General features: G+C 59.7%; 12 protein-coding genes. 5 read left to right on the top strand and 7 right to left on the bottom strand.

Going from position 1 to position 14,045, the window contains the following annotated elements:
• Positions 1–327 precede the first annotated feature (327 nt).
• The 6 genes from ASD60_RS29130 to ASD60_RS07795 form a co-directional block, all read right to left on the bottom strand.
• Entirely contained in the window at positions 328–822 is a 495-nt protein-coding gene (locus ASD60_RS29130; protein WP_056853457.1) for a hypothetical protein, read from the bottom strand.
• Between the two features lie 106 nt (positions 823–928).
• Positions 929–1,399 carry an anti-virulence regulator CigR family protein gene (locus ASD60_RS07815; protein ID WP_056853456.1) on the bottom strand — a complete coding sequence of 157 codons (471 nt, stop codon included), beginning with the start codon at positions 1,397–1,399 and terminating at the stop codon, positions 929–931.
• A gap of 110 nt (positions 1,400–1,509) precedes the next feature.
• Positions 1,510–2,058, bottom strand: coding sequence for a cupin domain-containing protein (locus ASD60_RS07810; protein ID WP_007895886.1), 549 nt, complete (start codon positions 2,056–2,058; stop codon positions 1,510–1,512).
• Between the two features lie 326 nt (positions 2,059–2,384).
• On the bottom strand, positions 2,385–3,683 hold the full coding sequence (locus ASD60_RS07805; protein ID WP_056853455.1) for an NAD(P)/FAD-dependent oxidoreductase: 1,299 nt from the start codon (positions 3,681–3,683) through the stop codon (positions 2,385–2,387).
• Positions 3,684–3,737: 54 nt separating this feature from the next.
• Positions 3,738–5,228, bottom strand: coding sequence for an aldehyde dehydrogenase (locus tag ASD60_RS07800; protein WP_056853454.1), 1,491 nt, complete (start codon positions 5,226–5,228; stop codon positions 3,738–3,740).
• Between the two features lie 173 nt (positions 5,229–5,401).
• Positions 5,402–6,778, bottom strand: coding sequence for a glutamine synthetase family protein (locus ASD60_RS07795; RefSeq protein WP_056853453.1), 1,377 nt, complete (start codon positions 6,776–6,778; stop codon positions 5,402–5,404).
• Positions 6,779–7,062: 284 nt separating this feature from the next.
• Between ASD60_RS07795 and ASD60_RS07790 the strand changes: the two genes are divergently transcribed.
• The 5 genes from ASD60_RS07790 to ASD60_RS07770 all read left to right on the top strand — a co-directional run bounded on the left by ASD60_RS07790 (position 7,063) and on the right by ASD60_RS07770 (position 12,443).
• The gene (locus ASD60_RS07790) at positions 7,063–7,824 is read left to right on the top strand and encodes a gamma-glutamyl-gamma-aminobutyrate hydrolase family protein (protein WP_056853452.1); all 762 of its coding nucleotides are present in this window, start codon (positions 7,063–7,065) and stop codon (positions 7,822–7,824) included.
• Positions 7,825–8,194: 370 nt separating this feature from the next.
• Positions 8,195–9,337, top strand: a complete 1,143-nt coding sequence (gene potA, locus ASD60_RS07785) for a polyamine ABC transporter ATP-binding protein (RefSeq protein WP_056853451.1) — start codon at positions 8,195–8,197, stop codon at positions 9,335–9,337.
• A 29-nt stretch (positions 9,338–9,366) separates the two neighbouring features.
• Positions 9,367–10,248, top strand: a complete 882-nt coding sequence (locus ASD60_RS07780; RefSeq protein WP_177336560.1) for an ABC transporter permease subunit — start codon at positions 9,367–9,369, stop codon at positions 10,246–10,248.
• Complete coding sequence (locus tag ASD60_RS07775; protein WP_056853449.1) at positions 10,245–11,129, top strand: ABC transporter permease subunit; 885 nt, start codon at positions 10,245–10,247, stop codon at positions 11,127–11,129. The genes ASD60_RS07780 and ASD60_RS07775 overlap by 4 nt, the downstream gene beginning before the upstream one ends.
• Before the next feature lie 216 nt (positions 11,130–11,345).
• Positions 11,346–12,443 (top strand): polyamine ABC transporter substrate-binding protein, encoded by a 1,098-nt coding sequence (locus ASD60_RS07770; protein WP_056853448.1) that lies wholly within the window; start codon positions 11,346–11,348, stop codon positions 12,441–12,443.
• A gap of 977 nt (positions 12,444–13,420) precedes the next feature.
• Here ASD60_RS07770 and thpR read toward each other — a convergent pair.
• Positions 13,421–13,960, bottom strand: a complete 540-nt coding sequence (thpR, locus tag ASD60_RS07765; protein ID WP_056853447.1) for an RNA 2',3'-cyclic phosphodiesterase — start codon at positions 13,958–13,960, stop codon at positions 13,421–13,423.
• Positions 13,961–14,045 lie beyond the last annotated feature (85 nt).

Below are 14,045 nucleotides of genomic sequence, written 5' to 3'. Positions count from 1 at the left end.
GTGCAGGTTGCCGACAGGAATAGAAATCGTACTCCGTGGGTACACACGCAACGTCAGCCGAGAACAGGCTCGGACGCTGCAACGACGAAGCTTAGCAGCCGTGCCGGAATGAGCAGGCGAATGCAGTGATAGCAACCTGACATCCGACGAACGTTAGCTTTCGTATCGGCCATACACTTAAGCGTTATCACTTTGTGATGAGGAACGGGTTCGCATGAACGACGCGCACCCAAGGTGCGCAAGAAACAGCGCCGAAACGCCAGGCGAAAAAAACCCGCATCACTGCGGGTTTTCTTTACGGCTCAAGCGGATTGCCTCAACCACGACTCAATGGGTTTTTTTCGACCCCGACGGACCGGCATTGGTCAGTCCCTTGGTGTTGTGATCACCCGGTGTAGTCGTCGAGACGGCCCGGGCTTTGCTGATGCCACGGGTGTCTTTCGAACTGGCAATGCCTGAAGTCGCGGTGCCATGACCGTTGTCGTCATTGCGCTCACTGCCATAATGGTTACCGCTCACCCCGTGATTGCGGGTGGCTTTACCGGCATGATCGCTGGCCAGACCCTTGCCATGACCGCTGCTGGCGGAGCTGCCGCCGTGATCGGAACCGCTGCGACCACCGCTGTGACCACCACCATTCCCGCCGCCGTGGCCTCCACCGTTTCCACCACCGCCGCCACCGCCACCGCCGCCACCACCACCGCCGCCTTCTTTGGCAGCTGCTGAACTGATCAAGGAAAAGTCAGCAGGTAACAACGGGGCCGCTGCCAACATCAAAGCGCAGGACATGACAGCTAGAAGACTCTTGTTTTTTAAAAGCATGATTGCTTCCGTAGGGGTTGATATCGCGTAACGTAAGACGCGATATCACCCTTTCGGTTCAAAAGACCGCGACGGACGGCTGACAGGCCGCTCCTGCGTGCAAACTTCAATCAAACACATTATTTACAATTTCGTAGATCAGCCCGGAAGCCAGCGCGACCAGGATCAAATCCGTGCCGACTTGCTGCCACTCGTACCCGTCATAATGAGGCAATCTGCCGATCAACCGGCCATCGAGCTTCTTGGCAATGCCTGGCGGAAGCGGCTTGCCGCGAGCAAGATTCTTTTGGATGCCCGGTGGCAATGCAGGACCTGGGCTCCAGTAATCGCGGTAGCCATCAACAATGCCAACGATATTTGAGCGATTGATGCTCGGGCCGTTGCCCCAGTCACCGCCCCCGGAATTTTTTCCTTTGTTGCCATGGCTGCCCTGGTTGCCGTGGTCCTGGGCATTTTGTGGGTGGTTCTTGCCGTTCCCTTGACCTTTCCCGTTACCGGGATCTGCCAGGGCAGTCACAGAGCCGAAAACCAGCACCACGCTTGTCACCGCTGCAATCAACGATCGAGACCTGATCATGAGTCGTTCCTTCGTGACGGGAGTAGTCCCTGAAATTTAGACGATGTGGCAGGCAATAGTTTCCATTGATGCGACATTGCGAACGCGACCGACAACAAAGGGCTGCCCGGTCAGAAGTTCGCCGGCGTATTCGCACTGATGATTTCCGCCTCATCCGCCCCGATATTCCTGAACCGGTGCGGCAGCGTTGTCGGGAAGTAATAGCCATCCCCGGCATTCAGTACGCTGATCTGGCCATCAACGGTGAGCTCGACCGTACCGCGCGTCACCAGCCCGCACTCTTCGCCTTCGGAATGCACGATCGGCTCTTCACCGGAACTGGCACCCGGCGCGTACTGCTCGCGCAGCAAACGCATCTGCCGGCTCGGTACGGAAGCGCCGATCAACAGCAGGCGCAGACCGTGGCGACCCAGGTCAGGTTGTTCGTTGGCGCGGAAGACGTATTGGTGTTCCCGGGGTGGCTGGTCGAAGGTGAAAAAGTCGGCCAAGGACATGGGGATGCCTTCGAGCAGCTTTTTCAGGGAGCTGACGGAAGGACTGACTCGATTCTGTTCGATCAGGGAAATGGTGGCATTGGTGACGCCGCTACGCCGGGCCAGCTCGCGCTGGGACAGTTTGTAGCTTTCGCGTACTAATTTGAGTCGTGAGCCCGTGTCCATGACAGCCTTATGTGCTTGGTACTTAAGGGTAATGGGGGTGGATGGCCGGCGCGAATCACGCCGTTTTCCGGTCCCGGAAACGTGAAAGGCGGCTATTAAATCACGTTTGTGGATGTTGCTGTAGGCGCAAAGCTTGCTCGCGATAGCGGTCTGTCAGACGGTTCAAATGCCGTCTGAACGGGTGCTATCGCGGGCAAGCCTTGCTCCTACAATTTGAACTGGCACACCGCAATCGTCAGCACGCCGGCTCCCACCGGGGGGGAAGCGATGCTTTTGATGTAAAAAACCGGCGGCACCTGATTGGGGCACCACCGGTGAGGTAACACTTAGATGCCGAACCGATCACGCAGCGAGTAGTACACCGCGCCAAGGGCGGTCAGCGGTGCCGAGAAGGTTCGCCCACCGATCATTGGCATGTGCGGCAGCGAGGCAAACGCGTCGAAACGCTCGGCGTCGCCGCGGATCATTTCCGAAATCAGCTTGCCGGCCAGGTGCGAACAGGTGACGCCGTGGCCGCTGTAGCCCTGCATGTAGTAGGCGTTTTTTTCGATACGGCCGAATTGCGGCATGCGCGACATGGTCAGCAGGAAGTTGCCGGTCCAGCGATAGTCGATCTTCACGTCCTTCAGTTGCGGGAAGGTCTTGAGGATTTTCGGGCGGATCAGTTGCTCGATGTCGTCCGGTTCACGGGCGCCGTAGACCACACCGCCGCCGTACAGCAAGCGGTTGTCGGCGGTCAGGCGGTAGTAATCGAGCAGGTAGTTGCAGTCTTCAACGCAGTAGTTGTTCTTGATCAGGCTACGCGCTTGCTGCGCCGACAACGGCTCGGTAACGACGATCTGCGAGCCGCACGGCATGCTCTTGCTGGTCACTCGGTTGTCGAGGCCTTGCGGCAGGTAGGCGTTACCGGCGATCAACAGGTACTTGGCCTTCACCACGCCTTTGGCCGTGCGCACAGTGATCGGTTCGCCGTAAGTGATTTCCACCGCCGCCGATTGTTCGTAAATCTTGCCACCCAGGCCGATGATTGCCGAAGCCTCACCAAGGGCCAGGTTGAGCGGATGGATGTGACCACCCTGCATATCCAGCAAGCCACCGACGTACGCCTGGGAACCGACTTCGCGCTTGATATCGGCTTCGCCGAGCAGTGTCAGGTTTTTGTTGCCGTAGCGTTCCCAGCTCTTCTTCTGCTCGGCCAGACCTTTGAGTTGCTTTTTGTTCATCGCCGCGAAAATGCCGCCGGGGCGGTAGTCGCACTGGATGTCGTAGTGCTGTATGCGCTGACGGATGATGTCGGCGCCTTCGAAAATCATGCTGCCGAGCACTTCGGCAGTCTTGTCGCCATAGCGCTCTTCGATGACATCGACGTCGCGACTGTAGGAGTTGACCAGTTGCCCACCGTTGCGCCCGCTGGCGCCGAAGCCGACTTTCGCCGCTTCAAGCACGGTGACGCTGTAGCCCGCTTCGGCCAGGAACAGCGCCGAAGACAGCCCGGTGTAGCCTGCGCCGATCACGCAGACATCGCAGTCCACCGCGCCTTCGAGCACCGGGAAATCACCGGTGAAGTTGCGAGTGGCGGCGTAGTAGCTGTTTACATGCTGTTGGATTGAAGAGTTCTGTTTCATACGTTTCTCCGAAGGTCGCCGACAATGTGCCGACGACCGCCGCTTATAAAGGTCTTAGAGCTTGATCCAGGTTGCTTTGAGTTCGGTGTACTTGTCGAACGCATGCAGCGATTTGTCCCGACCGTTCCCCGACTGCTTGAACCCGCCAAACGGCGCGGTCATGTCGCCGCCGTCGTACTGGTTGACCCAGACGCTGCCGGCGCGCAGGCCACGGGCGAAGGTGTGCGCCTTGCTCAGGTTGGCGGTCCAGACACCGGCGGCCAGGCCGTAGATGCTGTCGTTGGCAATCGCCAGGGCTTCTTGCGTTGTGTCGAAGGTGATCACCGACAATACCGGGCCGAAGATCTCTTCCTGGGCGATGGTCATGGCATTGGTGACGCCGTCGAAAATCGTCGGCTCCACGTATTGGCCACCGGTGTCTTCAAGGGTGCGGCTGCCACCGGCGATCAGCTGAGCACCCTGCTCTTTGCCGATGGCGATGTAGCGCAGCACGTTGTCCAGTTGACGCTGGTCGACCACCGCGCCGACGGTTGTTGCAGGATCGAGCGCGTGTCCGGGTTTCCAGCCTTGCAGGGCTTCCACCAGCAGCGGAATGAACTGATCCCGGATCGAGCGTTCCACCAGCAAGCGCGAGCCAGCCGTGCAGACTTCGCCCTGGTTGAAGGCAATGGCACCAGCGGCGGCCTGTGCTGCAGCGCGCAAGTCCGGTGCGTCGGCGAACACCACGTTGGCGCTCTTGCCACCGGCTTCGGCCCAGACGCGTTTCATGTTGCTTTGCCCGGCGTAGATCATCAGCTGCTTGGCAATCGCCGTGGAGCCGGTGAAGGCCAGTACATCAACGTCCATGTGCAACGCCAGCGCCTTGCCGACGGTGTGGCCGAAGCCTGGCAAAACGTTGAATACGCCTTTGGGAATGCCCGCATCCAGTGCCAGTTGCGCGATGCGGATCGCCGTCAGGGGTGACTTCTCCGAAGGCTTGAGGATGAACGAGTTGCCCATCGCCAGGGCCGGGGCGAATTTCCAGCTGGCCATGATCAGCGGGAAGTTCCACGGCACGATGGCCGCCACTACGCCGGCCGCTTCGCGCGTCACCAGGCCCAGCTGATCGTGTGGTGTGGCGGCGACTTCGTCGTAGAGCTTGTCGATGGCCTCGGCGGTCCAGCGAATCGCGTTGGCGGCGGCCGGAATGTCGATGCTCATGGAGTCGCTGATCGGCTTGCCCATGTCGAGGGTTTCGAGCAACGCCAGTTCTTCCTGGTTGGCCAGGATCAGGTCGGCAAAGCGGATCAGGATGCGCTTGCGCTCAGCCGGGGCGAGGTTGGCCCAGACGCCGGATTCGAACGTGCGGCGTGCCACGGCGACGGCGGCGTTGGCATCGGCTTCATCGGTGCTGGCGACGTTCGCCAGGAAACGGCCGTCCACCGGGCTGATGCACTCGAACGTGGCGCCACTGGCAGCCGCGCAGTATTGGCCGTCGATGAAGGCACGGCTCTCGATGGTGAGGGACTGGAAGCATTGCTCCCAATCGCTGCGAGTAATTGTCATTGTTGTGACTCGACGCAGGGGAATAGATGGTCGTGTTAACAGACAGTGCGAGGTAAGTAACCTGTGGCGAGGGAGCTTGCTCGCGCTGGACTGCGCAGCAGTCCCATCTTTTGGGGCCGCTACGCGGCCCAGCGGGAGCAAGCTCCCTCGCCACGGGTTGGGTGTCGGCGCTGTTACACGGTATGCAAGTACCAGTTGTACTCAAGGTCGGAAATGGAGTTCTCGAACTCGGCCAGCTCGCTCTCCTTGCACGCCACGAACACGTCGATGTACATCGGGTCGATGTACTTGGCCATGACTTCGCTGTCGTCCAGTTCGCGCAGTGCATCGCGCAGGTTGTTCGGCAGGCTTTGTTCGTTCTGCTCGTAGCTGTTGCCTTCCACCGGAGCGCCCGGTTCGATCTGGTTGGTCAGGCCGTGATGCACGCCCGCCAATACCGACGCCATCAGCAGGTACGGGTTGGCATCGGCGCCAGCCACTCGGTGTTCGATGCGCACGGCGTCCGGCGAACCGGTTGGCACCCGCACCGCCACGGTACGGTTGTCGATCCCCCAGCTCGGCGAGTTCGGCACATAGAACTGTGCGCCGAAGCGGCGGTATGAGTTGACGTTCGGGCAGAGGAACGCCATCTGCGCCGGCAGGGTCTCGAGCACACCGCCGATCGCGTGTCGCAGCGCGGCGTTCTGCTCGGGATCCTCGCTGGCAAAGATGTTGTTGCCTTCTTTGTCGAGAATCGAAATGTGCACGTGCAGACCGTTGCCCGCCTGGCCCGGATACGGCTTGGCCATGAAGGTGGTGTCCATCTCGTGGTCGTAGGCGATGTTCTTCACCAGACGCTTGAGCAGGACGGCGTAGTCGCACGCCTTGATTGGGTCAGCCACGTGGTGCAGGTTGACTTCGAATTGCGCCGGGGCGCTTTCCTTGACGATGGCGTCTGCCGGGATGCCCTGCTCTTTCGCGCCTTCGAGGATGTCTTGCAGGCAGTCGACGTATTCGTCGAGATCGTCGATCAAATACACCTGGGTCGAAATCGGACGTTTGCCGGACACCGGTGAACGTGGTGACTGCGGTCGACCGTTCACGTTGTCCTGGTCGATCAAGTAGAACTCCAGTTCGAACGCGGCGCAGATGGTCAGCCCCAGGTCGTCGAACTTGCGCACGACATTGGCCAGCACTTCACGCGGGTCGGCGAAGAACGGCTCGCCTTCGATTTCATGCATGGTCATCAGCAGTTGCGCGGTCGGGCGCTTCTGCCATGGCTCGATGCTCAGGGTGCCTGGGATCGGGTAGCAGATACGGTCGGCGTCGCCGATGTCCAGACCCAGGCCGGTGCTTTCCACCGTGGAGCCATTGATGTCCAGAGCAAACAGGGAAGCCGGCAGATTGATGCCTTTCTCGTAAACCTTATGAAGACTGGTGCGTTCGATGCGCTTGCCGCGCACCACACCGTTCATATCCGCAATCAGAAGGTCGACGTACAAAACCTCAGGATATTTCTTAAGGAATGCGTTTGCTTCGTTGAGTTGAACGGTACGCAGAGGGACCGACATGATGCACCTATTTTTTTACTGTTAATTATTATGTTCACCGCCCTTTCACGCAGCCAGTCAATCCGAAAGGCAAAGTGAAGTCAATAGCGAACACCGCGCCTTTCGACCTTTATTTTCGGGCCTCCAAGCGGCACGAGAGTGCCAAACCAGCCTCGAAACACCTGTAAATCCTGAAGATCGGACGCGCGGCGTTTAGAATTTTTTACATGGGAGTTGTTAATTAAAATCAACAAGGCTAAGCTCCGGAAAAGCTCGTTCAAGTGTCAAACTTCGAGGTGATAAAAATGGCATTCAAGCCATTGATCGGCGTTACTGCGTGCGTCAAACAGATTGGCCTGCACCCCTACCACGTCAGCGGCGACAAGTACTTGCGCGCTGTCAGCGTTGCGGCGCTGGGGCTGCCCGTCGTTATTCCTTCCTTAGGCGACCTGACCGAAATCGAGGATCTGCTACCGCAGCTTGACGGTCTGTTGCTGACCGGCTCGCCCTCGAATGTGGAACCCTTCCACTATCAAGGCCCCGCCAGCGCCCCCGGCACGGATCATGATCCGGCGCGGGATGCCACCACCCTCCCCCTGATCCGTGCGGCCATCGCTGCCGGCGTTCCGGTGCTCGGCATCTGCCGGGGTTTCCAGGAGATGAATGTGGCGTTCGGCGGCAGCCTGCATCAGAAGGTCCATGAGCTCCCTGGCTTCCTCGATCATCGCGAAGCCAATCACCCGGACCTGGCCGTGCAATACGCACCGGCACATGAGGTGAATGTGCAACCGGGCGGTGTGTTCCAAGCGCTGGATCTGCCTACGGTGTTCCAGGTCAATTCGATTCACAGCCAAGGCATTGACCGACTGGCCCCCGGCCTGCGCGCCGAAGCCGTCGCGCCGGATGGCTTGATCGAGGCGGTCTCGGTCAAGCACAGCAAAACCTTCGCCCTCGGTGTGCAATGGCATCCGGAGTGGCAGGTGCTGGATAACCCTCCCTACCTGAGAATTTTCCAGGCGTTTGGTGACGCGTGCCGACAACGGGCAGCGTTGCGTAATTTGCGCTGACTCAAACCCCGAATATTCAATTTACTGCCCCGTGAAGATCACAGGCGAGCCTTGGCGCGCCTGCCCTTCACGACAACTACACACTGCAATAACAACAAGCACGACCAGGCAGCCAGGACGGCGGCGCCGAATAAACCCGGCGGGATGGGTGATGCCAGCAATGCAAATGCAATTCCCTGTGGGAGCTGGCTTGCCAGCGATGACGGTTGGTCAGTCAACGATCATGTTGACTGCCAGGGCCTCATCGCTGGCAAGCCAGCTCCCACAAGGACCGCAAATGAATTGGCCGGCATCACTCGCTCCGGGTTTGCAATCAACTATTAAGTCAGGCCGCGTTGGCCCGACGACTGAAACCTGTTGGGAGTTTCACATGGCAAACGCCTCCAGCATCTACAGGAAGGCTCTTGAAGGTCACCAGGCACCGAAAAAGGTTCTGGTGAAAGTCGACCGCGTCACCAAGAAATTCGACGAAACCACCGCTGTGGACGATGTGTCCCTGGAAATCCATCAGGGCGAAATCTTCGCCCTGCTCGGTGGTTCCGGTTCCGGTAAATCGACGCTGCTGCGCATGCTCGCCGGCTTCGAGCGCCCGACCGAAGGCCGGATTCTGCTAGACGGTGTCGACATCACCGACATGCCGCCGTACGAACGGCCGATCAACATGATGTTCCAGTCCTATGCCCTGTTCCCGCACATGACGGTGGCGCAGAACATCGCCTTCGGCCTCAAGCAGGACCGTTTGCCCGCCGCCGAAATCGACGCCCGCGTGGAAGAAATGCTGCGTCTGGTGCACATGACCCAATACGCCAAGCGCAAACCGCACCAGTTGTCCGGTGGTCAGCGTCAGCGCGTGGCGCTGGCCCGTTCCCTGGCCAAGCGGCCGAAGCTGTTGTTGCTCGACGAACCCATGGGCGCGCTGGATAAAAAGCTGCGCTCGCAGATGCAACTGGAGCTGGTGGAGATCATCGAGCGCGTTGGCGTGACCTGCGTGATGGTGACCCACGACCAGGAAGAGGCCATGACCATGGCCCAGCGCATTGCAATCATGCACCTGGGCTGGATCGCCCAGATCGGCAGCCCGGTGGACATTTACGAAGCGCCGGTCAGCCGCATGGTCTGCGAATTCATCGGCAACGTGAATGCCTTCGACGGCACCGTGGTGGAAGACCTCGAAGGTCACGCCATCATTCACAGCCCCGACCTGGAACAGAAGATCTACGTCGGCCACGGCGTCAGCACGTCGGTGCAGGACAAGTCGATCACCTACGCGATCCGTCCGGAAAAACTGCTGGTCAGCACCACCAAACCCGACACGCGCTACAACTGGTCCAGCGGCAAGGTGCATGACATCGCCTACCTCGGCGGCCACTCGGTGTTCTACGTCGAGCTGCCCGGCGGCAAGGTTGTCCAGTCGTTCATGGCCAACGCCGAACGCCGGGGCGCGCGTCCGACCTGGGACGATCAGGTCTACGTGTGGTGGGAAGACGACAGCGGCGTGGTACTGCGCGCATGAGAACCTTCAATCAGCAATTCCTGCGCCTGGTGCCCAGTGGGCGAAAACTGGTGATCGGCATTCCATTCGTATGGCTGTGCCTGTTCTTCATGTTGCCGTTCTTCCTGGTAATGAAGATCAGCTTCTCGGAAGCCGCGCTGGCCATTCCGCCCTACTCGGAGATCTACACCTACGCCGAGCAGAAATTCAACCTGCTGCTCAATATCGGCAACTACACGTTGCTGGGTGAAGACGAGTTGTACCTCTCGGCATACCTCGGTTCGTTGAAGGTCGCATTCTTCAGCACACTGGCGTGCCTGGTGATCGGTTTCCCGATGGCCTACGCCATTACCAAGGCGAGCAAGGAAGCGCAAAACGTCCTGATGCTGTTGATCATGATGCCGACCTGGACCGCGATCCTGATCCGCGTCTACGCATGGATGGGCATTCTCAGCAACAACGGTTTGCTCAACGGCTTCCTGATGTGGACAGGCCTGACCTCACACCCGATCGAGATCCTCAACACCAACATCGCGGTGTATATCGGCGTCGTTTACGCTTACTTGCCGTTCATGATCCTGCCGCTCTACGCCAACCTGGTGAAGCACGATCAGAGCTTGCTGGAAGCCGCGTCGGACCTGGGTTCGAGCACCTTCAACAGCTTCTGGAAAATCACCGTGCCGCTGGCCAAGAACGGCATCATCGCCGGTTGCATGCTGGTGTTCATTCCGGTGGTGGGCGAGTTCGTGATCCCGGAACTGCTGGGTGGTCCGGAGACCCTGATGATCGGCCGCGTACTGTGGCAAGAGTTCTTCAACAACCGCGACTGGCCTGTGGCGTCCGCGCTGGCGGTGGTCATGCTGTTGATCCTGATTGTGCCGATTCTGCTGTTCAACCGCAGCCAGGCCAAAGAGATGGAGGCACGGGGATGAAACGTTTCGGTTTTTCAAAATTGATGCTGGTGTTCGGCCTGTCGTTCATCTACCTGCCGATGCTGATCCTGGTGATCTACTCGTTCAACGCATCGAAACTGGTGACGGTGTGGGGCGGCTGGTCGTTCAAGTGGTACGCCGGTCTGCTCGACAACTCGCAACTGATGGGTTCGGTGGTGCGCTCGCTGGAAATCGCCTGCTACACGGCAATCGCAGCAGTCGCACTGGGGACATTGGCCGCGTTCGTGCTGACCCGTGTCACGCGTTTCAAGGGCCGTACGTTGTTCGGTGGCCTGGTCACCGCGCCGCTGGTGATGCCCGAGGTGATTACCGGCCTGTCGCTGTTGCTGCTGTTCGTGGCCATGGCGCAGTTGATCGGTTGGCCGATGGAGCGTGGCATCGTCACGATCTGGATCGCCCACACCACGTTTTGTGCCGCCTACGTGGCAGTGGTAGTCTCCGCCCGCCTTCGCGAACTGGACCTGTCCATCGAAGAAGCGGCCATGGACCTCGGCGCCAAGCCATTCAAGGTGTTTTTCCTGATCACCATTCCGATGATCGCGCCGTCACTGGCAGCGGGCGGCATGATGTCGTTCGCCTTGTCGCTGGATGACCTGGTGTTGGCGAGCTTCGTTTCCGGCCCGGGTTCGACGACCCTGCCGATGGAAGTGTTCTCGGCGGTGCGTCTGGGTGTGAAGCCTGAGATCAATGCCGTGGCCAGCCTGATTCTGTTGGCTGTTTCGATCGTGACCTTCATGGTCTGGTATTTCAGCCGACGTGCCGAAGCCAGCCGTAAACGCGCGATCCAGGAAGCGATGGACCAGACCGCCAGCGAATCCTGGCAGGCGCCCGAAAAGAAGATGTTGGGAGCGACGGCGTAAGTCGTTGGGGCTTGCTTCTTGTGGCGAGGGAGCTTGCTCCCGCTTGAGTGTGCAGCACTCACACAATTTTGGGGCCGCTGCGCAGCCCAGCGGGAGCAAGCTCCCTCGCCACAGGCACTGTATCAAGCCCCCGGGTATTGGGGCTCACTGCCACAGGTTCTGAATTCTGATTTTTGTTTTGTGTATTTGAATAAGAAAAGAAATGGAGTTGTACCGATGAAAATGTTTGGCAGGACTCTGCTGACACTGTCCTTATTGGGCGCGATCGCCTCGGGCGCCCAGGCCAATGACAAGGTTCTGCGCGTCTACAACTGGTCGGATTACATTGCCCCGGACACGGTCAAGAAATTCGAAGACGAGACCGGCATCCGCGTGACCTACGATGTCTTCGACAGTAACGAAACCCTTGAAGCGCGCCTGCTGGCGGGCAAATCCGGCTATGACATAGTCGTGCCGTCCAACAGTTTCCTGGCCAAGCAGATCAAGGCCGGCGTCTATCGGGAACTGGACAAATCGAAGCTGCCGAACTGGAAAAACCTCAATCCAGTGTTGCTGAAAAACGCCTCCGCCAGCGACCCGGACAACGCTCATGCGTTCCCGTACATGTGGGGTTCGATCGGCATTGGTTTCAACCCGGCCAAGGTCAAGGAAGTGCTGGGTGCCAACGCGCCGACCAACTCCTGGGACTTGCTGTTCAAACCGGAAAACGCTGAAAAACTCAAAGCCTGCGGTATCAGTTTCCTCGATTCGCCGACCGAAATGATCCCGGCCGCCCTGCACTACCTGGGTTACCCGGTCAACGACCGCGACAAGGCGCACATCGCCGAAGCTGAAGCGCTGTTCATGAAGATTCGCCCGTCGGTGTCTTACTTCCATTCGTCGAAGTACATCTCTGACCTGGCCAACGGCAACATCTGCGTCGCCGTCGGTTACTCCGGCGACGTGTTGCAAGCCAAGGCCCGCGCAGAGGAAGCCGGTGACAAGGTGAAGATTGACTACAGCATCCCGAAAGAAGGTGCCGGCAGTTTCTACGACATGGTTGCCATCCCGCGTGATGCGGCGAACGTCGAAGAGGCCTATCAGTTCATGAACTTCCTGATGCGCCCGGACATCATCGCCGAGATCACCAACAACATCGGCTACAGCAACGCCAACGCGGCGGCAACGCCTTTGGTGGATGAGGCGATTCGCAACGACCCGGGGTCGTACCCGCCTGAAGCCGTAATGGCGACGTTGTATGCCATTCCTGACCAGCCGATTGCCGTACAGCGGATCATGACCCGCGGCTGGACCAAGGTGAAGTTGGGTAAATAACGGCGCAGAGAGTGGGCACGCCTCAAGGGACGCTCTGCGTTCCAGCTCTGACGAGGGACGCGGAGCGTCCCGGGCTACATTCCCACGCGGAGCGTGGGAACGATCAAATAACGGCGCGGAGYGAGGATCGTTCCCACGCTCTGCGTGGGCACGCCTCAAGGGACGCTCTGCATTCCAGCTCTGGCGAGGGACGCGGAGCGTCCCGGGCTACATTCCCACGCGGAGCATGGGAACGATCAAATAACGGCGCGGAGTGAGGATCGTTCCCACGCTCTGCGTGGGCACGCCTCAAGGGACGCTCTGCGTTCCAGCTCTGGTGAGGGACGCGGAGCGTCCCGGGCTACATTCCCACGCGGAGCGTGGGAACGATTCAAATAACGGCGCGGAGTGAGGATCGTTCCCACGCTCTGCGTGGGCACGCCTCAAGGGACGCTCTGCGTTCCAGCTCTGACGAGGGACGCGGAGCGTCCCGGGCTACATTCCCACGCGGAGCGTGGGCACGCCTCAAGGGACGCTCTGCGTTCCAGCTCTGACGAGGGACGCGGAGCGTCCCGGGCTACATTCCCACGCGGAGCGTGGGAACGATCAAGGATTCCCACGCGGAGCATGGGAACGATCAAATAACGGCGCGGAGCGAGGATCGTTCCCACGCTCTGCGTGGGCACGCCTCAAGGGACGCTCTGCGTTCCAGCTCTGACGAGGGACGCGGAGCGTCCCGGGCTACATTCCCACGCGGAGCGTGGGAACGATCAAGGATNCGCTCTGCGTGGGCACGCCTCAAGGGACGCTCTGCGTTCCAGCTCTGACGAGGGACGCGGAGCGTCCCGGGCTACATTCCCACGCGGAGCGTGGGAACGATCAAGGAAATAACGATCGAGGTTTACCTTCATGCAGCGCCTTACCACCGCTGCATCGCTCACCTGGCTCCTCGGTTAAGGTGAAGTTTGGCGCCCTCGGGCGCCTTTTTTTGTTTGGGATCAGGCAGTGCCCAGAGGCCACTCGGCCAGTGCCCGATAGCGGCCCTTGTGGGATTCGAACAGGATGAAGCGATCGGCGCGCAGGAAAAATTCCGGCGCCGTGACGGCCTCGGGCAGGGGTGCGCGAAAGTCGCGGGCCAAGGTCAGGTGCGGGCGAAATTCCCGGGGGGCGTCTTCCAGGCCAAAGGGCAACAAGGCCTGTTCCAGGTCATACACCAGGCGCAACAATGCCGGCGGTGGCTGTTCCGGCGCCAGTACCAGCGCCCCTGCCCTGCGCCAGACATCCAATCGGTCGAGCACCACCGTCAGTCGCGCGCCCGATGTGCGCACAGATGCGGCTGCCTCACAGATATCAGCGATTCGCGCGTTATCGATCGAACCGAGAAATTTCAGGGTCAGGTGAAAGTTCTCCGCCGGCACCGGGCGTCCACTCCTCAATTGCAATGCGCCACGCCATTGGGCGATGGCCTTGCGTTGTGCCGGCGCGCAGTCCAAGGCAAAGAACAGCCGTTTGAACGGCTCACGGGATTCGTCATTCATGCAGGGGGATCTCTGGCTGGCTCACTTGAGTCTACAACCGACGGGCTGTTTCTGGCGCATGACGGCATGCACGTTATAGTTCATG

The sequence above is a fragment of the Pseudomonas sp. Root562 genome (genome assembly GCF_001427125.1).
In the GTDB taxonomy this organism is placed as follows: domain Bacteria; phylum Pseudomonadota; class Gammaproteobacteria; order Pseudomonadales; family Pseudomonadaceae; genus Aquipseudomonas.
This window is presented reverse-complemented; position numbering and strand designations above follow the sequence as displayed.